Source organism: Burkholderia crassaminum (genome assembly GCF_964265005.1).
In the GTDB taxonomy this organism is placed as follows: domain Bacteria; phylum Pseudomonadota; class Gammaproteobacteria; order Burkholderiales; family Burkholderiaceae; genus Burkholderia.
In genome coordinates, this window is the sequence record NZ_OZ183801.1 from 618,366 (window position 1) to 638,159 (window position 19,794).

Here is a 19,794-nt window from a genome sequence, read left to right on the forward strand (position 1 = left end):
ACCCGAACCCGGTCGATCACGACCGTCACGACCGTCACGACTCCGTCGACGGGGCGGGTACGTGCACGGCGCCCTCCGGATACCGGATGTCGATCAGCCCGTGCTTGTCGCGGATGCGTATCGGCGGCACGATCTCCGCGCTCGCACGGTCGACGCCTTCGCACACGGCCAGGTTCGTGTTGGTCCGGTAGTACACGCGCTGGTCGTCGACCGCGAACGCCCAGTTCAGAAAGCGCAGGCTTCGGACGTCGATCCCCGGCAACGGCTTGCGGTAGTTCTTTCCCCACAGCACGTGACCGTCGGCGTCGATCAGCATGTCGTGAAAGACACCGCGCGCGGTCCCGACGTCGACGCGCCCGGGATTCGTGACGATCTTGCCGTCGTACAGGATCTGCGCGCCGAGCCGCGCATACCGGTAGCCGAGGCTGACCACGCCGGCCGGATCGTCGATGCCGCGCTTGCGCACGCCGGCGCAGATCAGTTTTTCGAGTTCTTGCAGGGTCATGGGCGCATGTCGGCCTGGTGACGGGCCACGGAATGAACGGATGTGCGGCGGTCATTCCAACCATGGCGACGTGCGCTGCCCCGGGCCGTCTTCGGGACATTCAGTCGCTCCATCGCGTATCCGTTCGGATACGAACATGCCGCCGATCGTCGTTTCATTACATCTGGTTCCCGATCGGGAACGAAGCAGGCATTCCATTGCCCATACGATCAATTCGTTTCCGAACGGATACGAATTGCTGCCCGCACCAGCGAGTTGTGCAATACTGTTCCCGATCAGATACGAAGCACGGAGGACGTCATGCAGGAGATCCTGCCTGTCAGCACGATCGGCGCACTCGCCAACCTCATCCGCGCGGCCCGGCTCCAGCAGGGGTTCACGCGTGACGCGCTCGCGAACGCCACGGGGCTTTCGCCGAAATTCATCAGCCAGGTGGAAGCCGGGAAACCCACCGCGCAAGTCGGCAAGATCCTGCTGCTGCTCGGCGAACTGGGCATCAGCCTGCTCGCGCAATCGTCCATCGAGATTTCGGCGGCAAACGTGCTGAAGGCCGCGCAACGCCGCAGGAGTCGCCATGGCGAGTAGAACGCTGACCGCATCCGCGAACGGGCTGCGCATGGGCACGCTGGCTGACGACAAAGGCGTCTGGTCGTTCACGTACGACGCACAGTGGCTGGCATCGCCACGCGCGTACCCGCTGTCACCGGCTTTCCCGCTGCGCGCCGGCACGTTCACCGACACCTCGACCGATCGCCCGGTCCAGTGGTTCTTCGACAACCTGCTGCCCGAGGAAGGCATGCGCACGTCGCTTGCGCGCGAGGCCAGGGTCGACGCCGCCGACGCCTGGGGCCTGCTCGCGTACTTCGGGCGCGAATCGGCCGGTGCGCTCACGCTGCTCGCGGAAGGCGAACAGGAAGCGACCGGCAGCATGCAGCCGCTCCCGCTCGACGAACTCGAACGCCGCATCCAGGCGATGCCCGAGCGCGCGCTGACGGCCACCGCGCCCAAGCGCATGTCGGCGGCCGGCGCGCAGCAGAAGCTGCTGCTGATCCTGCGCGGCGACGCGCCGGACTACACGCTGTTCGAACCGGTCGGCAGCGAGCCGTCGATGCATCTGCTGAAGCCGGACATGCGCGCCGCCGGCTATCCGCATTCGGCGATCAACGAGTTCTTCTGCATGAAGCTCGCGAAGCGGATGGGCCTCGACGTGCCCGACGTGCACTTTCTGCGCGTGCCGTCCGCGTGCTACGTGATCGACCGCTTCGACCGCGATACGGCATGGGAGCCGGCCACGCGCCTGCATACGATCGATACGATGCAGTTGCTGAACTACGATCGCGGCTTCAAGTACCAGCGCGCAAACGCGGAGGAACTCGGCCGCGCGATCGGGCAGACCAGCACGCGCGCGCTGGCGCGCCTGTCGGTGTTCCGCTGGACGATCTTCAACGTGGTGGTCGGCAACGGCGACGCGCACCTGAAGAACCTGTCGTTCTTCGTCGACGCGCGCGGCTACCGGCTTGCGCCGTTCTACGACATCGTCAGCACGGTCGTCTATCACACGCCCACGCACCGGCCCGATCATCGTGGCGATCACTGGCCGCACTGCGAACTGACGATGCCGCTCGGCGCGGCAACGCGCTTCTCCGACATCGACACAGGCGCGCTGGTCGCGTTCGGCAACGCGCTCGGGCTCAGGGAGAAGGCCGCCGAAAACGAGCTGCTGCGCTTTCTCGAACCGCTCGATCGCAGCGTCGCGCAGACGCTCGACGAAGTGCGCGAGGTCGCGCGCCCCGATGCCGGGGAAATGCGCCTGCTGAACTCGATCGTCTCGATGCCGATCGCGGAGATGGGCCGCGCGCTGCGGCAGGGGCGCGGGTAACTGGCTGCCGGCCCCCGGCGCTCGCGCGTCAGCCGCGATGTCATGACGGCTGGCGCGCGAAACACCTGTCCGGTGCCTCTGATTTCGTACGGAAACCTGACGATATCGTACGGCGCCAGGCCACGAAGCATCGTTTCGTACCAACGCCTGCGTCAGGGGCGCGCCGCAAAGGCATCGATTCCGGTCAGCTTCGCGGACCACGCCCACAGACGCGCCGCCTCCTCCGGATCGATCGCATGCAACCGCACGCCCGATTCCTCGTTTCCCTGCGTGACGACCGCGACGTCGCAATCCTCGCAATAGACGCCGCCGATCGCCGCAAGGCGTGGCGACGTTGCTGCCCATACCTGGGTTGCGGCGCCCTGGGCCGGCGTCTTGAAAGTCGGATCGACCGGCACGCCGTGCTCGTCCACCCAGCCCTGCGCCATCATCTCTTCACGTGCCAGGTGACGCTGCAGCGGCGTCGCGATCTTGCCCGGATGCAGCGAATAGGCGCGGACACCGAACGGGGCGCCCAGTGCGTCGAGCTGCACTGCGAACAGTGCGTTGGCGGTCTTCGACTGCGCGTACGCGAGCCATTTGTCGTAGCCGTGTGCGAACTGGACGTCATCCCAACGAATCGGCGACAGCCGGTGCCCGAGCGAGGACACCGCGACCACGCGGGCGCCGCCGCCCTGCGCGAGCACGGGCCACAGCCCGTTGACGAGCGCGTAATGACCAAGATGATTGACGGCCATCTGCGCTTCCCGGCCGTCGCCGACGCGCGTTTCCGGGCACGCCATGATGCCCGCGCAGTTGATGACGATGTCCACGTCGCGCCGCGCATCGACGAACCGCGCCGCGAATGCGGCCACGCTCGCGAGATCGGCAAGGTCGAGTGCCGCAATCTCCACACCGTCGATGCCGCGCGTTGCGTCGCGCGCGGCATCGACGCGCCGTGCGCCGACCACGACGGTCGCACCGGCCTGCGCCAGTGCGCGCGTCGTTTCCAGGCCGAGACCCGAATGGCCGCCGGTGACAATGGCGGTCTTGCCACGAAGGTCGAGATCGGCCAGTACGTCGCTTGCCGTCGATGCGGCGCCGAATCCGGAATGAAGGGGGTGTTGCCTGCTCGTCATCGAAGGCTCCTGGAACGATGCGTGAAGCACGCGCCCGCCTGTCGGTCGCGTCACTGCACGAGGCCATTTTCCGGCGACGCCCCCGGACTGTGAATGCAATAGAATCCGGTTTTTCGTCGAGATCGTCCGGAGCTTGAGCGTGGATCCCCTATCGGAAGTGCTGTCGCTGCTGGAAACGCGCGACTCGTATTTCACCGGCCTGAGAGCCGGCGGCCAGTGGGCGGTTGCCATTCCCCCGCCCGAGGGAATCAAGTTCAATGCGGTTGTCGAAGGAAGTTGCTGGCTGACCGTCGACGGCGCCGGAGCACCGATCCGGCTGCGCACGGGAGACTGCTTCCTGCTCGCAGCGCCGCGGGCATTTTCGCTGGCGAGCGATCCATCGGTGATGCCGGTCCCCGCCGCCGACGTGTACCGGAACCTCGAACGCGGCATCGCGCACTATGGCGAACCCGTGAACTGCTTTCTTATCGGTGGCCGCTTCTCGTACGAGGAAGGCATGCCGCTGCTGCTCGGCAGCCTGCCGCCCGTGGTGGTCGTGAGCGGCGACTCCGAGCAGGCGGCGGTGTTGCGCTGGGCGCTGCAGCGGCTCGCACATGAATTCGGCAAGCCATCGCCGGGGGCGTCGTTGATGGTTCGACATCTCGGTCACATGATGCTGGTCGAGATCCTGCGCCGCTACGTGGACGACGGCGCGAACAGCGATGTCGGATGGCTCGCCGGGTTCGCGGATTCCCGGGTGAGCACGGCACTGGCCGCCATTCATGCGGAGCCCGCGCGACGCTGGACGGTCGACGAACTCGCGACCTGCTGCCACGTATCGCGTTCGACGTTCGCACTGCATTTCAAGCGGCGGCTGGGATTCGGGCCGCTCGAGTATGTACTGCGCTGGCGCGTGCAGCTCGCGATGCGGGAACTGCGACGCTCGAACGCATCGATATCGGCGATCGCGCAAATGCTCGGCTACGACTCGGATAGCGCGTTCGGACACGCGTTCAAACGCATCGCGGGTTGCTCTCCCCGCGCCTATCGCCACGACATCACGAGCGAGTCGGGCGGCTAGTGTCGTCGCACGGGACGCTAGCGCTTCTGGTGGCGCTCTCCCCCCCGACAGTGGAGGCCAGCGCGATAGAGGGGTGGATCACAGCCACCATCCGGCCACCGCCGGCTTCGGCATTCCTGGGGACCGGCCTGGCCAGCCACGACCACCAACCGATAGGGGCCGCAGCCGCCACCAAGCCCCACCGGCCGAGGCGAGTACAAAGGCTGCCGCCGCGCCGCCGAATCGGATTAAAGCCAGACAGATGACGGACTTCAGCAGCGGGATGGTCACCCGCGTGCGGTCCATGCCTGTTTTCAGGCATACACCAACGAGACCCGGCTGCAGCATCAAGGTACCCGCAATGCATACGCGCTGCCCGGCCCGATACGGATCGCAAGAATTATCAAGCCGCGCCCTCAACCGCTTGATAGATTCGCGACCGACACGCCCCGCGTCCGCTCGACGGCATCGCAGGTGGCGCGCTCCACAGCTCCACGTGCTCACCGTATCTTTGCCAAGGAGAAAGACATGCGCACTCAATTCCCCACCGCGGTCAGTCTAACGGCGGGTTCGTTCGGCGACCGGCCGGACCATGCCCCTTTCATAGTCCAGCTGATCGGAATCGGCAACGACCCCCAGTCGCCCGGGCGACTCTACGGCTACGCGTGGCAGGCGCAGTCCGGTGCGTGGATGATGCCGAGCTACAACGCGCTCGCCTTCGCCGGCGGGCGGTCGTACGGTCAGATTCAGCTCGTAGCGGGCAACGGCGGATATCTCCAGGCGTTGGGCACCGATTCGTCCACGCACCGCCTTTACCTGGCGGCGTACTACAACAGCGAGTGGCGAGCGCCCAGCGGCTATGCGGCTGGCCCGTTGGGCCCCGATCGCGGTTACGTCGAACAGCTAGCCTGCGGGCCCGGCACCAACGGTCTGCAAGTCATCGGCCTGGGACAGACTGACCGGCTTCCGTACCTTGCCGTCACGCAGTCGAATGACGGTAGCTGGCACGCAGGCGGCAACGAGCCACTGACGTATCAACGGCAGTACCGGACACTTCAGCTGGGCGTCGGTAGCGGCAGCGGACGTTACGATCTTCCGCAACTGATCGGAATAGGCGCAACGGACGGCTTCGCCTACCTGATCGCGTGGCAGGACAGCTCGCACCAATGGAATCCGGTGGGCGAGCGCAACCAGCGTCTCGGCTCCAACGCCGGCGCGTCCTATCGGGAGATCCTCGTTCAGCACGACATTCATCACAATCTTTATGTCTTCGGACTAACGAACCAAGGACAGATCGTCAGGATTTCCCGTCAAGACGCTGACGGTAACTGGCACCAGGAGTTCACGCCGGTCACGCTGCAAGGTTATAACTATGTGGCGATGCATTCGATCCTGTTCGGCAAGCGAGCGTATCTCGTCGGCGTCCAGGGCGGCGGTCGCGCACTGCCGCTCGCGTGGACCGACGGTGACGGCAAGTGGCAGACGCCCAAAGCGCAACCCGCGTCGACGCAGGCGATCTCCGTCAGGCTGGCGGGCGGCGCAGACGGCAATCTTCAGGTGCTCGGCATCGACAACAATCAGGAGCCGCGCGTCGTGATGTGGTGCGACAACCGGACTGACGTGCCCGGCGGCCTCTGGCACAACGACGGCCGCAGCCTCGCGCAAAGCTCCGACACGGGGCGGCTCTCCGCGAACCGGCTGACCGATCCGAGACAGGCTTTCGAGCGGCTGAACATCGACGGCTCCGGCGTCTATCGGCATAGGTACACCCACATGGAATACGACTTCGGGATTAGCCACTATCAGGGCATGGCCCGTTGGAACCAGTTCGATCTTCTCACCCACGACTCCCGCGACATCGCCCAGCCGAACGGAGAAATCCGTATCGTGAATCGCGACGCGGCCGTCGAACGACGCGAGCTTCGAACCACGACGAAGCCGGACTGGTGGAATCATCCGGGTGGCTGTCAACTGGTGGGAGACTACCTGCTTGTCGAAGTGGAGCGCGTGTGGCCGGCCACCGATCCGGGCTCGAGCTACCTGAACATCTTCTGGCTTGGCGGTCTGACCGACCTGCATCGTCCGATCCGCATGCCGGCGCTGCTCGAACCAGGTATCAGTGTCGCGTCGATCGCAGTCGTCGATGTCGGCTCGTTCGACGATCTGCGATACCTTGTCGCGATCAACCAGTCAAAGGACGTCCATTTTTATCTCAGCAACAATTGTCTTCTCGACGACCCCGAATTCGCGCTCGAGCCGCTGTTCGAGGCGCGAACGGAGCACGGCTCGGATAACATGAATCTGCTGAGGGCCGAAGACGGTTCGCTCTATCTGCTGAGTCTGGCGGGCGATCTGGAGGGCAGCGATTTGAACCCCAAGGCGATCGACGACTGGGCAGGTCTGTACCGCATCGACCTCGACAAGCGCGCGATAACGTTGCTGTCGAACCGGCATGTCCTGGCGGAAAACCGGACGAAGATCAGGGACCCTCATTTTCGTTACGGGGCGGGCAGCATCGTGACGGGAGCGTCGAATCTAACCCTCTTCATGTGTGGAAGAAACGACGACACACCTGGCATACCTGGCGGCGTGAAGGATCTCTCGGTGATCGAGTTTTCCCGCGCGCTCGGCGAAGCCGGCCAGGCCGGCACAAGCGCCGTTTCAGGCGTGACCGCGTGACAGCCTGCGTTCCTGTGGTCGGCGGCTAAACCACGTTTCCGGTCCTGGCGCGTGCACCTGTGGGTCGCGGCGGTGCTCGCAGCCAGGCAACCGGCAGCATCAGATCGAAGCGCTGCGAACCGCCCACATTCAACCACGGCGGTTCGCGGTAACACTCGTATACACAGGTGAGTTCCATGCGCAATTCGTCCGCCATCGTCGGCAGCCACGCGGTGCTCAATACGCGATAGGTCGAAAATATCCGGTCGTACGGCGCATCGTGCGAGAGCACTCCGTAGGCTCCTGCTCTGAACGGCAGACGCGCCAGACCCGAACGGCGATGATCGTAATCGGACGTGACAATCGCACAGTCATAGCGGATAAATGCGTTATGGACGATCTCCGGACTGTCGTACGCAATGCCGATCGCCTGGAACCGTTCGGGGGCGATCCCCAGTACGTGCAGGCGTTCCACGAACCGTTGCCAGTGCGTTTCCACACTTGCATACGGTCCATAAAAACGCATCGCCAGCAACGGAACCTGCTGCTGCTCGCACACCCGGATTTCCGCCACGCGTCCCCGCTCCTCGCCAGTCGGAAAACTGACCTGTTGGCGAGCATGGATGCGGTACTCCGACGGAACGCGACCAAACTGGGCATGGAAGGCTCTGACGAACGCCTCGTGGCTCGCATAGCCTGCCATGAACGCGATATCGATCACCGGATGGCCGGTGATCCATAGATGCAGGGCGGCACGCTCCAGCTGGATACGGCGGCGATAGGCGGCCGGCGACTGCCCCAACAGCTTCTTGAAGTAGCGCTGGAAGTGATGCGGGCTGAGATCCGCCTGGGCGGCGATATCGTCGAGTCGCATCCGGGCATCGAGGTGCTGCTCCATGAAGCGCACCGCTGCAAGTACGCGCCAGTCGTCGAGCACGGCCGGCGGGGCGCGCGTTGTCGATACCACGCCGGCTGCGGCGGGATTGACATGCAGCAGCGACCTTTCGCTGTCGACAAGTTTGCGCTGAAGTTCCGGATCGACTGCGGCGGCAAGACAGGTCGACATGGCATCCGGTGCGATCGAGGTGGGGAGAGCGTGGCGCTATTGAATCTGAATCAATATGCACACTCACCAGGAGTGCGGTTCGATGTATATCCGACAATGGTATACAGATACGTTGGCGAGCCGGGGAATATTTCCGGCATTGCCGTAAACCGTAATTAAAGCCACCACCGTTGCACCGATTAATTTATCAATTAACGCATGCCAAACATGCCACATGACGCCCGTCCAGGCACCTGACAGCCGGATAATCCCCTCCAGACCGTTTCTCAAGCGACACAAAAAGACCAGACAGAAACTATCTGATTTTATTGAAAATAATATTGGATTAGTGACCGCTAGTCATTGTCACGCCTGGATGGCGCTACCGTCGTAATCTGCATTGAAATCACGGGGATGTGACCTGAGATGGATCGTGTAGCCAAACGGCAAGTGAGTTCTCTTATCCTGGAGGCAAGGAGAACTCGACGAAGAAGCGATACACCATCCGTATTCCTCGGGAAACCGAGAGCCGTGAAGAGCCGTAAAAGATCTGTGCAAGCAGCACAACATCACGGAGCAAACGTTCTAGCACTGGCGAAACAAATTCGGCGGCATGGATGTGGCTGAAGTCCGTCGGCTCAAAGAACTTGAATCGGAAAACGAGCGGCTCAAGCGCTTGGTCGCCGAGCAACTGCTGGTGATCGATGGTCTGAACGCGTTCAACCGAAAAAAAGAACACCCCGACGGGACGGCGCGAAGCGTTGGAAGTCCTGATCCGGCGGGGGTTGTCACAACGCTAGGCATGTCGTTACCTGGGGTTGAGTTGCCGGTGCCGGCCTATGAACCCAAGCGGCCAGAGAAAGATCGGCTTCTGGGCGAGCAGTTGACCGCAGCGTCTCGGGAGGTGCCGCGCTTTGGGTATCGCCGTATCTCGGCCTGGCTGTCGTTGGGCGAGTCGCGGGTGCGCCGCCTGTGGCGAGCCCTGAAGCTGAGCATTCCGAGACGGCGTCCGCGCAGGCGACGCTGAGGCAGCGACATTCGCCTGCCCGGTGCGACGTGGCCTAATTCGGTCTGGCGCTACGACCTCGTCCATGATCAGCTGGTGGACGACCAGGTCTTGAAGATGCTGTGCGTAATAGATGAATGCACGCGGGAATGTCTGGCGATCGAGGTCGGCGCCAGCCTGCACTCGCAGCACGTGATTCTGGTGCTGTCATCGAGCAGTGGCGACAGCTTTACAACGAGCGACGCCCGCATAGCTCACCGCTACCAACCTCCGTCCACGGTCGGTCGAGCTTGGCTGGCGTCCGATAATATCGACATGCGACTCACTGCTTAACTGGCTACACAATTCCGCCGCAGGTCAGTCATCAACTGCTCGCCACCCTGTCGCAGCGAGGAAATTGATGGTGGCACGTTGTCCAAATTCCTGGCCCTTCGATCTGATCGCGATGTCGGGATAAGTATTCTTATCACAATAGCCTTATTAAGGACTCAAACTTGAGTTTGTGAAAACGCCCCGCATGCAACGGGGCGTCCGTCGTTCAGCGCCCGATCGGCAACCCCGTCGGCTCGATCCAGCCCAGCTTGTAAGCGATCAGCAGCGACAGGAACAGCGAGACCGACAGCCCGACGCGTGCCGCGAGCGACCATGCCATCCGCTTGGACTTGCCGCGATCATGATTCATGAAATACAGCGCGAAGATCAGGCTTGCGATGATCATCGCGAATGCCACGGAAACCAGCAGAGTTTTCATTGGTGATGCCCTTGAAGATCGGAATCGGCCTGAATCAGTTCGGCCAGTTTTTGCCGCTCGTCGGCGAGCTCGCCGACGCCCGACGCCGGCCAGTCCAGCGCGACGCCATTGCCCAGCGAATCGCGCACGAGCGCCTGGTAGCGCCGGTCGTTGATCCGGCCGTGGTCCATCGTTTCCGAGATCTCGCGCCGGAACGGCAGCGGGAAACTCGCGTACGCACGCGACAGCGCCGCGTATTGTCTCGCATCGATCTCTTTCGACGATGGTATGACAGTCCAGATCACCACGGCCACGATGGCCGTGAACGGGATCGCCGTGTAGCGAAGAATGAACTTGATCGGGGTCATGAAACGGTAGGCAGAGGTGATCGCGAATGCGGGCGGCGCGGCAATGCGGCAGCGAATCCGCCGTCAGGCCGCGCCGCATGACATTGTACTGAAAGCCCCATCGGGCCAACAGAGTATGATAATGGCATTATCATGTTCATCACATGATTCGAGAGACCCGGTGCCTGCGCGCAGGCGGCCTGCCCGCCCTGCCGCCCGGCGCCGGTCTTCACGTCCGTGCCCGCGATCCGCGGCGATTGAGCGAAGCCCCTATGCCAGCGCAGTACTTTCGAAACCTGACCGGAAAACACCGCAGCACGACCGCGAACCGTCAGCTCGGGTTTTCGCTGGCGTTCGTCGCCGGCGCGGCCAATGCCGGCGGCTTCCTCGCGGTCAAGCAATACACATCGCACATGAGCGGCATCGTATCGGCGATCGCCGACCAGACGGCACTCGGCGACGTGCGGCTCGCACTGGCCGGCATCAGCTCGCTGGGATCGTTCCTGATCGGCGCCAGCTGCTCGGCGATCCTCGTCAACTGGGGCCGCCGCCGCGGCCTGCACAGCCAGTTCATGCTGCCGCTGCTGGTCGAGGCCGCGCTGCTGCTCCTGTTCGGGCTGCTCGGCAGCCACCTCGCGCTGTGGGAAACCTTCTTCGTGCCGGTGACGGTGACGCTGCTGTGCTTCATCATGGGGCTGCAGAATGCGACGATCACGAAGCTGTCGGGCGCGGAGATCCGCACGACGCACATGACCGGCATCGTGACCGACCTCGGCATCGAGCTCGGGAAGCTGTTCTACTGGAACCGGGCGGCGATCGACGTCGACGCGCATGCGGTGGTCGCCAACCGTTCGAAACTGCGGATTCACGCCACGATGCTCACATCGTTCTTCATCGGCGGCCTGGCCGGCGCGATCGGCTTCAAGCATGCCGGCTACGTATCGACCGTGCCGCTCGCCGCGGTGCTCGTCACGCTCGCGATCGTACCGGTGATCGACGACCTGCTCGTGCTGCTCCGAAGCAAGCGTTGACCGCACATCCGGCAGCGTTTCCGGCAGCGGCGCAGCAGGCTGATCGATTATAATTTGATTAACATACCGACCACCCTCGCCTCGCAATGGAAACGAAAACCGCCCGCCTGACCGTCCTGATCGACCCCGCGAAGAAGGAAGCCTTCGAGATGCTCTGCGCAGAGCAGGATCTCACGCCTTCGCAAGTCGTGCGGCAACTGATCCGCGAGTATCTCGACCGTCACGGCGTGACGTACAAGACCAAGAGCGCGCTCGGCAAGCGCGTGAAGTAAGCGCGGCCGCACCGGCCACGCGCGCGGCGCCGATTACGTGCCGATTACGCGCCAATCTCCCACCGCCCGTGCGGCTGCGCACGCAGCACCAGCCGCCGCGGCTCGACGCCCTCGCCGGCCTTCATCCGCCTCGCCGTGGCCGCCAGCTTGAGCTCGCCGGCCTGTGTGAACGCAAGTGCGCGCTCGAGCAGGATACGCAAGGACGGCAGCCGGTTGCCGTTCTTCCACGCAAACGCGATGAAGTTGTTGTCGTCGCCGCACGGCACCAGCGTATACGAGGCGCCGAACACCGCTCGCAGTTGCTCGAGATGCTGCGGCAACGCCGGATCGTCGTCCATGAAGTTGATCGCCAGTACGCCGTTTTCGCTCAGGCGCTCCCGACATGCCGCGAGGAATGCGGCGCCCGTACACCGGCCCCGCATGCCGTCCGCGACAAATGCGTCGTGCAGGATCACGTCCGTCTTGACATCCGTCCTTTCCAGATGATCCGCGCCGTCGGCGCACACCACCGTGAACCGGCCGTCATCGGCAGGAATCCTGAATACGTCTCGCAGCGCAATCACGTCCGCGTTGATCTCGACCGCGTCGATCGCCGCGCCGGGCAGGTGCCGGTAGCAGTACTTCGCCAGCGAACCGCCGCCGAGCCCGAGCATGCAGATGTGCGCGGGCACCGGCTGCAGCAGCAGAAAGCCCATCATCACGCGCGTATAGCCGAGCTCGAGCCGGCCCGGATCCCGCAGCGACATGAAGCTCTGCGTGCCCAAATGGTCGAAGTGCAGCGAAAGCGCGTGCTGCGTCTCCAGCACGAAAGGCCGGCCGTCGTTCAGCGGCGTCGCCAGGAACCTGACGAACGCATCGTAGGAAATTCGTTCCTCAGCCATGGGTGGGCAGTCGATTGCGAACGGTCGATCGGGGCGTGAGCGCTCAGACTTTCTTCAGGTAGCAGGCCTTCAGCATGAAGCCGCCCATGTCGGTCTTGCAATCGACCTCGTGATCGCCGCCGACGAGCCGGATGCTCTTGACCTTGGTTCCCATCTTCAGGGTGATCGAAGAGCCCTTCACGCGCAAGTCCTTGATCAGCACGACCGAGTCGCCATCCGACAGCACGTTGCCGTTCGCGTCCTTGACGACGTCGCCCGCCGGCTCGTCGCCCGTTTCGGCGCCGGCGCCGGCCGACCATTCATGGCCGCAGTCCGCGCATACGGTCAGCGTGCCGTCCGGGTAAGTGTTTTCCATCGCGCATTGCGGGCAGGCGGGGGCGGCGTTCATTGCAGCTTCCATTCAGGAGGAGGTGGATCGTCGATAAAAATGCCGGGCGAGGCTCGCAGCGTCGCCCGGCCGGCCTGGCGGCGCGCGCCGACGGATCGGCGGGCCGCCATCGGCGCACACGGCATTATAATGCAATACACATATCTTAAACGCTGTATTATAATCACCGCTTTCGCGCAATTCGCCGGACTTGCGCCCCGTTTCACCGAGAATGCCGGCACATCCAAGCAGGATGACACACCCCGGCCTCGCTGCCGGCGCCCCTGAGTCGTGCCGGAAAGCGTATTTCACGCGTGCCTGGCGTACTGCCGGCCCGGCGCCGCACACCGATTCCCCCGTCCAGAGGCTTTCCGACATCGTGGCAACCGTTGTGTACGTTGAAATCGGCCCTGCATGGAACCGCAACCGCGGCGGAGCCGCACGAGAAGCAGCCGTCGACGCGGCGCGCGGCTTCGAAAGCGACATCCTGCTGATCGCGAACGGGATCAGCAGCGATGCGAAGGACAGCGCCGCCGTCGCGGCGCTGCAGGTGCACGGCGGCACGTCCGCGCAGGTACTGGCCACCGGCCCCGACGAGCAGGCGGCACTGCAGGCGCTGCTGCCCGTCCTGCAGGCCCGCTGACCCGTGCACCACCCGACGTCACGGCATCCCGCCCACCCCGAATCCCCTTTTCACGAGGAAGCGATGAGCGACAACTTCACGTCCAACACCCCGAACCTGTCGGCCTCCGCCATCTGGGCGCTCGAGCGCCTCGCCGACGTCCGCTACGGGCGCGATGCGCCCGCGCTCGGCTGGTCGATCGCGCGGGAGCTCGTCGGCGCGGGCTTCGTCAGCCATTCCGCACACGGCCGCTCCGGCGCGTCGATCACGCCCGAAGGGCGGACTTTCCTGAAAAGCCGGAAGTAGATCGCAAGCGGCAGCGAATCAGCTTGATCCTTTTGAGCATCACAATGGCGATTGTGCGCCTTATGAGGATCGCCCTGCGCTTCTAAAGTGGAGTCACCCCGAACGAACGGGTGCCCACTTTCCGATCAAGGAGCCAGTCATGAGCCGCATCGCCATCCCCGCCATCGAAACCGCCACCGGTGCAACTGCCGACGTGTACGCACAAGTCCGCAAGGTCGCCGGCGGCACCGTCCCCAACCTGTTCGCCGCCGTCGGCCATCTCGCGCCGAACGCGCTCGCGGCGGTGCTCAATGCCGAAGGTGTACTCGCCGGCGGCACGCTCTCCAGGCAGGATCTCGAAACGATCAAGCTGCTCGTCAGCGCCGACACCGGGTGTGACTACTGCGTCGCCGCGCACAACCTGCTCGGCAAGATGACCGGCCTGTCGGCCGACGCACTGCGCGCGATCCGTTCGCGCGAGCCGAACACCGGCGACGCGAAGCGCGACGCACTGATCCGTTTCGTGCTGAACCTGCAACGGTCGAGCGGCACGATCACCGACGACGAATTCGCGGCGATCCGCGAAGCCGGCTACACGGACACGCAACTCGCGGAAATCTCGCTCGCGATCGCACTGACGATCTTCACCAACACGTTCAACCGCATCAACGACACGGTCGTCGATTTCCCGCCCGTGAAGTAAGCATCGCGGCAGTGCCGGCATGCTGTCGCGATGCCGGCCCGCAGCGGCATTTCGATTGCGCCCGTCGCCGGCACCGCTGCCGTGACGGGCGCGTGGCGTTCACGGCGGCGCGCACGCGATCGCGCCGCGCCATTCCCGCCGGGAATGGAAGTTATGCGTGCGCGCCTGCTACCGACGCGACAGCGCTTCGCCGAACATGGGTTCCACGACGAGCCGACGCTCGCCCGCCACGCAACCCGACGTTACGTCACTCGAAGGAGAATCGCCATGTCGCTCCAGGACAAGCTCGACGCTTTCAAGGCCGACTTCAAGGCCGGCAAGCCGCCGTACTACGCGCCGCCGGAAATCCACCCGATCATGGAGCGCGCGACGGCCGAACTGATCGCGAGCGGCCAGGCCGCCCGCGCAATCAAGGCCGGCGATCGCGCGCCGACGTTCCGCCTGAAGGATCAGGACGGCAACGAAGTGTCGTCAGTCGACCTGCTCGCGAAGGGGCCGCTTGTCGTCACGTTCTATCGCGGCGTCTGGTGCCCGTACTGCAACCTCGAACTGCAGGCGCTGAACGAGGCGCTGCCGCAACTCGCCGCGCTCGGCGCGAACGTGGTGGCCATTTCACCGCAGACGGCCGTCAACAGCCGCAAGTCCGTCCGCACGAATCACCTCGATTTCCCGGTGCTCGGCGACGTGAACGGCGAGACGGGCGAAGCGTTCGGCCTGCGCTTCCAGTTGCCCGACTATCTGGTCGACCTGTACAAGATGCTGAAGAACGACCTGCCCGCGTTCAACAACGATCCAGGCTGGACGCTGCCGATGCCGGCACGCTACGTGATCGGCCAGGACGGCATCGTGCTGTATTCGGAAGTCAATCCCGACTACACGCATCGCCCCGATCCGTCCGACATGCTCCCGGTCATCGAAAAGGCCGTGCACGCGTGAGCGCAAGCCGCCGCGCCGCCGCACGCGACGCGGCGGCCCTTTCCCGCTTCGCTGTACCGTTGGGCGTCCTGCACGACTACGTGTACGTTCCTCCCCGCCGGCACGACCAAGCGGATCGGACGCTCGCTTGCCGGACGGCTCGGCGCATCGGCGCTCGCGCTTCCGGCGACGCGTCGTGCCGGGCGACGGCCGAGTGTCGGCGGCGACAGTGGCCCTGCCCGTACGCCGTTATTGTTCTGCCACAGGTTCGCCTTCCGCAAGCACCTGCTCGACGAATTCGACGAATGCGCGGGCGCGCGCCGTCACGAGCCGGCCGGACGGGAACACGGCCCACAGGTCGACCGGCGGCAGCGCCCAGTCGGTCAGCACCGCCTGTACCGCACCGGACGCGAGCTCCGGCGAGAACATCCAGCGCGACGCGACCGCCAGCCCCATGCCGCCGAGCACGGCGGTCCGCATTCCTTCGGCCGCACTCACGCGCAAGCGCCCGGACACCGCTACCGCGACTTCGGTGCCGCTCCGGCTGAACGACCAGGCTTCACCGCCCCCGCGCTGCGAATACACGATCGCCTGGTGGCGCGCGAGATCGGCCGGCGAGGCCGGCGTGCCCATCCGCTCGAAATACGCCGGCGTGCCGACGACGAGCCGCGGGCTGCGCGCGATGCGGCGCGCGATCATCGACGAGTCGATCAGCGTACCCATCCGCAGCGCGACGTCGGTGCCCTCTTCGAGCAGGTCGATGTTGCGGTCATCGAGCGCAAGGTCGATTTCCAGATCGGGATGACGGTTCAGGAACGTGTCGAGTCGCGGCAGCACGTGCAGGCACGCGAAGCTCACGGCGGCGCTCACGCGCAGCCTGCCGGACAGGCTCGCGGACGCGTCGCGCACGACGTGCTCGGCTTCGTCGGCTTCGCGGATCGCCCGCTTCGCATGTTCGTAGAAGCGCTGTCCGGCGTCGGTCGGCGTCAGCCCGCGTGTCGAGCGCAACAGCAGACGCACGCCAAGCCGCTCCTCGAGCTGCGCGATCGATTTCGAGATCGCCGGTTGGCCGAGATTCATCCGCTTCGCGGCCGCCGAGAACGAACCCGCTTCCACGACGCTCACATAGGTTTCCATTGCGGCGAGTCGATCCATGCGCTGCGTCTCCGTATCCTGGTTCCGTGCGGCCCTGCCGTGCTGCCATGCTGCACGTGCCGCGCAAGTCGGCAGCCGTCCGCGCAAATTCTAGTACGGCGTGCGTGTTCGGCCGGCCGGTGGCCCGTCGCGCGGAACGTGGCGCAGCGTCGCCACGTAACGGAGTCGAACTGCCCGTCGGAAGATTCACCATGATCGCGCAATGACATGAGGAATAACCGGGCATCAGGACATTCGCCGGATCCGCGCCGATTTCCCGGCGCTGCGATGCGATCGTCCTGCGGTGAAATTCTGGTTCGTCGAACCGAGCGCAGGTCGAGATGCTGCCTGGCAGCCCGTCACATCCGCCCGCGCCTGCCGTGTTCGCGAACACCCTCGGATACGACGCCCTCCTTCCCGCCTACTCCGCATCGTCGGCAACACCCTCATCCGCCACCGCATCGCGCGAGCCACCGAGCGACTGGCGCCGCCAGTCGCCGGGCGTCATGCCGGCCCAGCGCGTGAACACGCGGCGAAACGACGCCACCGACTGATACCCGACGTCGGCCGATACGGCCTCCGCGCTGGCCGACGGCTGGCGCAGTGCATTAGCGGCGAGGCTCATCCGGATATCCGTCAGCAGATCCGCGGCCGAGTGCCCGAGCTTCGACTGGAAGTGGCGCATGAAGGTCGCGCGCGACATGCTGCACAGCGCGGCCAGTTCGGGCAGCGTCCACGGCTTCGCCGGATCGTCGAGCATCGCGACGATCGCGGGCGCGAGGCGCGGCTGGCCGGCCAGCGCCAGCAGGCCGGTCGGCGCCTGCCCCGAATCGCTGATTGCGCGCAGCGCGAGCGCGAACAGCGCCGCCGACAGCGCGTTCAGGATCGCGAGGCCGCCGAGCTGCTGCTCGAGCGACTCGGCGCGCATCAGCTCCACGAGGGCGGTCAGCCGCACGGTGGCGGCCAGCGCGTCCGGCGTGCGGCTATCCGCCACCGCGCGCACGACGAGATCGGCCGGCAGGTGGCGCCGGATCAGCCGGTCGTGCGGCGGCGCAACCACGAAACGCCCGCACAGCATGTCCAGCCGCTCGCCGGTGCCCGCGTTCTCGCCGATGAAGACGTGACCGCCGGGCCGCTTGACCGCCGGCACCGGCGGCAACCCGCTGCCGTCGTGCAGCACGTGCGGGGAACCGTGCGGCAGCAGCACGAGATCGCCGCCACCGAGTTCGCGCACCGTGCCGTCGTCGGGATTCTCGAGGATCGCGCGGCCGCGCAGCACCACGTGATACGGGATCTCGCACGCAGGCGATCGTTCATACGTGACCGCCCACGGCGCGCCGAACGCGCAGCGGATTTCGAGCTTCCCGGTAACCGTGACGAGCGCCATGAAGCGGCTCAGCCAGTCGGATTCGCGTGTCATGTCGAGTGGTGAAGGCACATCGGACGTGCGGCGCATACCGCATGAAAGTCCGATTATCGCGCGGTAAGCCGATGCAATCGCGCAGGTTTGCTGCTCGACGTCGTCGATGCACCGGCGCCACTCCAGGCCGCCGGACGCACCGCCCGTCCCGGCAAGCGTTTTGCTATCATTCCGGCTCCCTGTCTTGCCGCATTGGACATGCCCGCTCGTAGCGTGTCGCCGTCGCGTGCCGTCGATCGCACGCCGCCGCTCGCCGAGCAACATCGCTACCCGATCTGCCAACGGGTGCGTGAACGGGTCCCAACCAGCGCGGCATCGACATGTTGACGTCCAGGCCGTTCCCCCCTTCTTTCCGGAAACCACAATGCCGCCTGTCTCATCCCCACCCGTTCTCGACACGCCGCGCCTCATCCTCGAAGGCCATCCGCTCGGCGACTTCGATGCGCTCGCCACGATGTGGGCCGAGCCGAAGGTTGTCGAGCACATTTTCAACGGCGAGCCGTCCGCGCCGCGCGACTCGTGGATGCGCATGCTCGCGTATCGCGGGCTGTGGCCGCTGCTCGGCTACGGCTACTGGGCGATTCGCGAGAAGGCGTCGGGCCGCTATGTCGGCGATCTCGGCTTCGCCGATTTCCACCGGCTCATCGAGCCGTCGATTCGCGGCGTGCCGGAAGCCGGCTGGGCCCTCGCGACATGGGCGCACGGCAAGGGCTACGCGACCGAGGCGCTCGCGGCCGCGCTCGCATGGCTCGACGGACAACAGCAGTTCGAGCGCAGCGTGTGCGTGATCGCGCCGACCAACGTCGCGTCGATCCGTGTCGCGGAGAAAGCCGGTTATGGCGAGCCGATAGGGATCCGGTTCAACGACACCGACTCATTGCTGTTTTCGCGCGCGAGCCGGTAGGCTGAACGGCGTACCGGTCAACCGGTTATCGCGGGCGTGCCGCATCGGCTTGCTGCACCGATGCTTCACCCCCGCTCACTCCATGACCGCTTCATAAAGACTGGTAAAGAGCCCGTTGTCCATCGGCCAGCAGTTGCCGCAGTCATCAATCAATATCCAGTCGCCCGGCTTCACCGGGCGCCAGCCTTCCGGGGTAGCGACCGCCCGTCCGCCTTGACGGTTCGCCACCCGGTCATGATCGCCATCGGCGAACCATCGTGTTGCATCGACATAACTGATGCGCTTTCGAAATCGCATACCGCCACCGAAACGTTGAGACCTGACAGGCACGTCCAAAGACCCGTCCGCGTATTGAGCATGAGCCCCGCGAGGGGCCGTGAAATTCATGCGGGCCAAGAAGGCGATCGGGACGCCATGGCTCCCGCCCCGGGCGACAGCGACTGAGCCGCCAGCGCCTTCGTCGCCAGCCGGGTTTCGTAAAGCGCCTGCCAGCCCTCGGCGACGAGCGCTTCCAGCATTTCCCGTGCGGCGGTGGAGATCCGCATATCGGTTTCCTGCATTCTGCCGATCGCCAGACGAACCTCGTCCGGTTGATCGGGTACCAGCGTCATCAGGAACTTCGAACGCGTTTCTGCGGCCCGGACGGCTTCGCTCCAGTCGGCACGGGCGACCGCGACTTCGATCGCGTTCGTGAGTGAATCGAGATTCTGGATGATTTCAAGCGGTATCATTTCGCATTCCTATCAGAACATTGTGCCGTTTTCCTGAAAGGCCAGGGCCAGCACGATGTCAACACCGATCCGCACGCGTTCGACACCAGCAGCGGTGCGCCGAATGGGGATGACCGAGGGGCAACGGCGCGCGATCGGTGGCCGCCTTCGTCGATGAAAGCCCTTTGAAATCATGCGGAAACCAGTGTGCGCCACGCTCGCG

22 protein-coding genes and 1 pseudogene are annotated in these 19,794 nt (G+C 64.9%); 12 read left to right on the forward strand and 11 right to left on the reverse strand.

Annotated features, from left to right (window positions below):
• Positions 1 to 34: 34 nt before the first annotated feature.
• Entirely contained in the window at positions 35 to 505 is a 471-nt protein-coding gene (locus ACPTTF_RS35970; RefSeq protein WP_423372297.1) for a hypothetical protein, read from the reverse strand.
• Between the two features lie 300 nt (positions 506 to 805).
• On the opposite strand from ACPTTF_RS35970, the gene ACPTTF_RS35975 reads away from it, so the two are divergent.
• Complete coding sequence (locus ACPTTF_RS35975; RefSeq protein WP_423372298.1) at positions 806 to 1,090, forward strand: helix-turn-helix domain-containing protein; 285 nt, start codon at positions 806 to 808, stop codon at positions 1,088 to 1,090.
• Positions 1,080 to 2,384 carry a HipA domain-containing protein gene (locus ACPTTF_RS35980; RefSeq protein ID WP_423372299.1) on the forward strand — a complete coding sequence of 435 codons (1,305 nt, stop codon included), beginning with the start codon at positions 1,080 to 1,082 and terminating at the stop codon, positions 2,382 to 2,384. Before ACPTTF_RS35975 ends, ACPTTF_RS35980 begins: the two co-directional genes overlap by 11 nt.
• 152 nt (positions 2,385 to 2,536) lie before the next feature.
• Here ACPTTF_RS35980 and ACPTTF_RS35985 read toward each other — a convergent pair whose 3' ends face one another.
• The gene (locus ACPTTF_RS35985; protein WP_423372300.1) at positions 2,537 to 3,502 is read right to left on the reverse strand and encodes an SDR family NAD(P)-dependent oxidoreductase; all 966 of its coding nucleotides are present in this window, start codon (positions 3,500 to 3,502) and stop codon (positions 2,537 to 2,539) included.
• A 139-nt stretch (positions 3,503 to 3,641) separates the two neighbouring features.
• Between ACPTTF_RS35985 and ACPTTF_RS35990 the strand changes: the two genes are divergently transcribed.
• Positions 3,642 to 4,562, forward strand: coding sequence for an AraC family transcriptional regulator (locus ACPTTF_RS35990; protein ID WP_423372301.1), 921 nt, complete (start codon positions 3,642 to 3,644; stop codon positions 4,560 to 4,562).
• Positions 4,563 to 5,069: 507 nt separating this feature from the next.
• Positions 5,070 to 7,220, forward strand: a complete 2,151-nt coding sequence (locus ACPTTF_RS35995) for a hypothetical protein (RefSeq protein ID WP_423372302.1) — start codon at positions 5,070 to 5,072, stop codon at positions 7,218 to 7,220.
• A gap of 25 nt (positions 7,221 to 7,245) precedes the next feature.
• Here ACPTTF_RS35995 and ACPTTF_RS36000 read toward each other — a convergent pair whose 3' ends face one another.
• A complete protein-coding gene (locus ACPTTF_RS36000; RefSeq protein WP_423372303.1) occupies positions 7,246 to 8,265 on the reverse strand; it encodes an AraC family transcriptional regulator in 1,020 nt (339 codons plus the stop codon).
• 482 nt (positions 8,266 to 8,747) lie between these two features.
• Here ACPTTF_RS36000 and ACPTTF_RS36005 point away from each other — a divergent pair.
• Positions 8,748 to 9,583 (forward strand): annotated as a pseudogene (locus tag ACPTTF_RS36005) (transposase).
• A gap of 205 nt (positions 9,584 to 9,788) precedes the next feature.
• Here the strand turns inward: ACPTTF_RS36005 and ACPTTF_RS36010 are convergent.
• Together ACPTTF_RS36010 and ACPTTF_RS36015 are read right to left on the reverse strand one after the other, a co-directional pair.
• A complete protein-coding gene (locus tag ACPTTF_RS36010) occupies positions 9,789 to 10,001 on the reverse strand; it encodes a twin transmembrane helix small protein (protein WP_423372304.1) in 213 nt (70 codons plus the stop codon).
• Positions 9,998 to 10,348, reverse strand: coding sequence for a hypothetical protein (locus tag ACPTTF_RS36015; protein ID WP_041492597.1), 351 nt, complete (start codon positions 10,346 to 10,348; stop codon positions 9,998 to 10,000). The genes ACPTTF_RS36010 and ACPTTF_RS36015 overlap by 4 nt, the downstream gene beginning before the upstream one ends.
• Positions 10,349 to 10,599: 251 nt before the next feature.
• Between ACPTTF_RS36015 and ACPTTF_RS36020 the strand changes: the two genes are divergently transcribed.
• Positions 10,600 to 11,358, forward strand: a complete 759-nt coding sequence (locus ACPTTF_RS36020) for a YoaK family protein (protein WP_423372305.1) — start codon at positions 10,600 to 10,602, stop codon at positions 11,356 to 11,358.
• Between the two features lie 86 nt (positions 11,359 to 11,444).
• On the forward strand, positions 11,445 to 11,630 hold the full coding sequence (locus ACPTTF_RS36025; RefSeq protein WP_021158209.1) for a ribbon-helix-helix protein, CopG family: 186 nt from the start codon (positions 11,445 to 11,447) through the stop codon (positions 11,628 to 11,630).
• Between the two features lie 44 nt (positions 11,631 to 11,674).
• Here ACPTTF_RS36025 and ACPTTF_RS36030 read toward each other — a convergent pair whose 3' ends face one another.
• Both ACPTTF_RS36030 and ACPTTF_RS36035 read right to left on the reverse strand, forming a co-directional pair.
• Positions 11,675 to 12,511, reverse strand: coding sequence for a spermidine synthase (locus ACPTTF_RS36030; RefSeq protein WP_423372306.1), 837 nt, complete (start codon positions 12,509 to 12,511; stop codon positions 11,675 to 11,677).
• Between the two features lie 43 nt (positions 12,512 to 12,554).
• Entirely contained in the window at positions 12,555 to 12,899 is a 345-nt protein-coding gene (locus ACPTTF_RS36035) for a zinc ribbon domain-containing protein YjdM (RefSeq protein ID WP_021158207.1), read from the reverse strand.
• A 358-nt stretch (positions 12,900 to 13,257) separates the two neighbouring features.
• Here ACPTTF_RS36035 and ACPTTF_RS36040 point away from each other — a divergent pair, with 358 nt between their 5' ends.
• The 4 genes from ACPTTF_RS36040 (at position 13,258) to ACPTTF_RS36055 (ending at position 15,424) form a co-directional block, all read left to right on the forward strand.
• On the forward strand, positions 13,258 to 13,521 hold the full coding sequence (locus ACPTTF_RS36040; RefSeq protein WP_347814802.1) for an HPr family phosphocarrier protein: 264 nt from the start codon (positions 13,258 to 13,260) through the stop codon (positions 13,519 to 13,521).
• 63 nt (positions 13,522 to 13,584) lie between these two features.
• Positions 13,585 to 13,806, forward strand: coding sequence for a hypothetical protein (locus ACPTTF_RS36045; RefSeq protein ID WP_166966196.1), 222 nt, complete (start codon positions 13,585 to 13,587; stop codon positions 13,804 to 13,806).
• Between the two features lie 139 nt (positions 13,807 to 13,945).
• Positions 13,946 to 14,488 (forward strand): carboxymuconolactone decarboxylase family protein, encoded by a 543-nt coding sequence (locus ACPTTF_RS36050; protein WP_423372307.1) that lies wholly within the window; start codon positions 13,946 to 13,948, stop codon positions 14,486 to 14,488.
• A 267-nt stretch (positions 14,489 to 14,755) separates the two neighbouring features.
• Positions 14,756 to 15,424 (forward strand): peroxiredoxin-like family protein, encoded by a 669-nt coding sequence (locus ACPTTF_RS36055; RefSeq protein WP_423372308.1) that lies wholly within the window; start codon positions 14,756 to 14,758, stop codon positions 15,422 to 15,424.
• A gap of 228 nt (positions 15,425 to 15,652) precedes the next feature.
• Here ACPTTF_RS36055 and ACPTTF_RS36060 read toward each other — a convergent pair whose 3' ends face one another.
• Entirely contained in the window at positions 15,653 to 16,558 is a 906-nt protein-coding gene (locus ACPTTF_RS36060) for a LysR family transcriptional regulator (protein ID WP_423372309.1), read from the reverse strand.
• Positions 16,559 to 16,958: 400 nt separating this feature from the next.
• Entirely contained in the window at positions 16,959 to 17,957 is a 999-nt protein-coding gene (locus ACPTTF_RS36065) for a cupin domain-containing protein (RefSeq protein WP_423372310.1), read from the reverse strand.
• 364 nt (positions 17,958 to 18,321) lie between these two features.
• Here ACPTTF_RS36065 and ACPTTF_RS36070 point away from each other — a divergent pair, with 364 nt between their 5' ends.
• Entirely contained in the window at positions 18,322 to 18,861 is a 540-nt protein-coding gene (locus ACPTTF_RS36070; RefSeq protein WP_423372311.1) for a GNAT family N-acetyltransferase, read from the forward strand.
• Between the two features lie 75 nt (positions 18,862 to 18,936).
• On the opposite strand, the gene ACPTTF_RS36075 is transcribed toward ACPTTF_RS36070, so the two are convergent.
• Both ACPTTF_RS36075 and ACPTTF_RS36080 read right to left on the reverse strand, forming a co-directional pair.
• Complete coding sequence (locus tag ACPTTF_RS36075) at positions 18,937 to 19,158, reverse strand: hypothetical protein (protein WP_166959695.1); 222 nt, start codon at positions 19,156 to 19,158, stop codon at positions 18,937 to 18,939.
• 86 nt (positions 19,159 to 19,244) lie between these two features.
• Positions 19,245 to 19,592, reverse strand: coding sequence for a hypothetical protein (locus ACPTTF_RS36080; RefSeq protein ID WP_423372312.1), 348 nt, complete (start codon positions 19,590 to 19,592; stop codon positions 19,245 to 19,247).
• Positions 19,593 to 19,794 lie beyond the last annotated feature (202 nt).

Bases quoted from the DNA above. Each gene is read 5' to 3' on its own strand.
- ACPTTF_RS35970 (WP_423372297.1), bottom strand. From the start codon at position 505: ATGACCCTGCAAGAACTCGAAAAACTGATCTGCGCCGGCGTGCGCAAG.
- ACPTTF_RS35975 (WP_423372298.1), top strand. From the start codon at position 806: ATGCAGGAGATCCTGCCTGTCAGCACGATCGGCGCACTCGCCAACCTC.
- ACPTTF_RS35980 (WP_423372299.1), top strand. From the start codon at position 1,080: ATGGCGAGTAGAACGCTGACCGCATCCGCGAACGGGCTGCGCATGGGC.
- ACPTTF_RS35985 (WP_423372300.1), bottom strand. From the start codon at position 3,502: ATGACGAGCAGGCAACACCCCCTTCATTCCGGATTCGGCGCCGCATCG.
- ACPTTF_RS35995 (WP_423372302.1), top strand. From the start codon at position 5,070: ATGCGCACTCAATTCCCCACCGCGGTCAGTCTAACGGCGGGTTCGTTC.
- ACPTTF_RS36000 (WP_423372303.1), bottom strand. From the start codon at position 8,265: ATGTCGACCTGTCTTGCCGCCGCAGTCGATCCGGAACTTCAGCGCAAA.
- ACPTTF_RS36010 (WP_423372304.1), bottom strand. From the start codon at position 10,001: ATGAAAACTCTGCTGGTTTCCGTGGCATTCGCGATGATCATCGCAAGC.
- ACPTTF_RS36015 (WP_041492597.1), bottom strand. From the start codon at position 10,348: ATGACCCCGATCAAGTTCATTCTTCGCTACACGGCGATCCCGTTCACG.
- ACPTTF_RS36020 (WP_423372305.1), top strand. From the start codon at position 10,600: ATGCCAGCGCAGTACTTTCGAAACCTGACCGGAAAACACCGCAGCACG.
- ACPTTF_RS36025 (WP_021158209.1), top strand. From the start codon at position 11,445: ATGGAAACGAAAACCGCCCGCCTGACCGTCCTGATCGACCCCGCGAAG.
- ACPTTF_RS36030 (WP_423372306.1), bottom strand. From the start codon at position 12,511: ATGGCTGAGGAACGAATTTCCTACGATGCGTTCGTCAGGTTCCTGGCG.
- ACPTTF_RS36035 (WP_021158207.1), bottom strand. From the start codon at position 12,899: ATGAACGCCGCCCCCGCCTGCCCGCAATGCGCGATGGAAAACACTTAC.
- ACPTTF_RS36045 (WP_166966196.1), top strand. From the start codon at position 13,585: ATGAGCGACAACTTCACGTCCAACACCCCGAACCTGTCGGCCTCCGCC.
- ACPTTF_RS36050 (WP_423372307.1), top strand. From the start codon at position 13,946: ATGAGCCGCATCGCCATCCCCGCCATCGAAACCGCCACCGGTGCAACT.
- ACPTTF_RS36055 (WP_423372308.1), top strand. From the start codon at position 14,756: ATGTCGCTCCAGGACAAGCTCGACGCTTTCAAGGCCGACTTCAAGGCC.
- ACPTTF_RS36060 (WP_423372309.1), bottom strand. From the start codon at position 16,558: ATGGATCGACTCGCCGCAATGGAAACCTATGTGAGCGTCGTGGAAGCG.
- ACPTTF_RS36065 (WP_423372310.1), bottom strand. From the start codon at position 17,957: ATGACACGCGAATCCGACTGGCTGAGCCGCTTCATGGCGCTCGTCACG.
- ACPTTF_RS36070 (WP_423372311.1), top strand. From the start codon at position 18,322: ATGCCGCCTGTCTCATCCCCACCCGTTCTCGACACGCCGCGCCTCATC.
- ACPTTF_RS36075 (WP_166959695.1), bottom strand. From the start codon at position 19,158: ATGCGATTTCGAAAGCGCATCAGTTATGTCGATGCAACACGATGGTTC.
- ACPTTF_RS36080 (WP_423372312.1), bottom strand. From the start codon at position 19,592: ATGATACCGCTTGAAATCATCCAGAATCTCGATTCACTCACGAACGCG.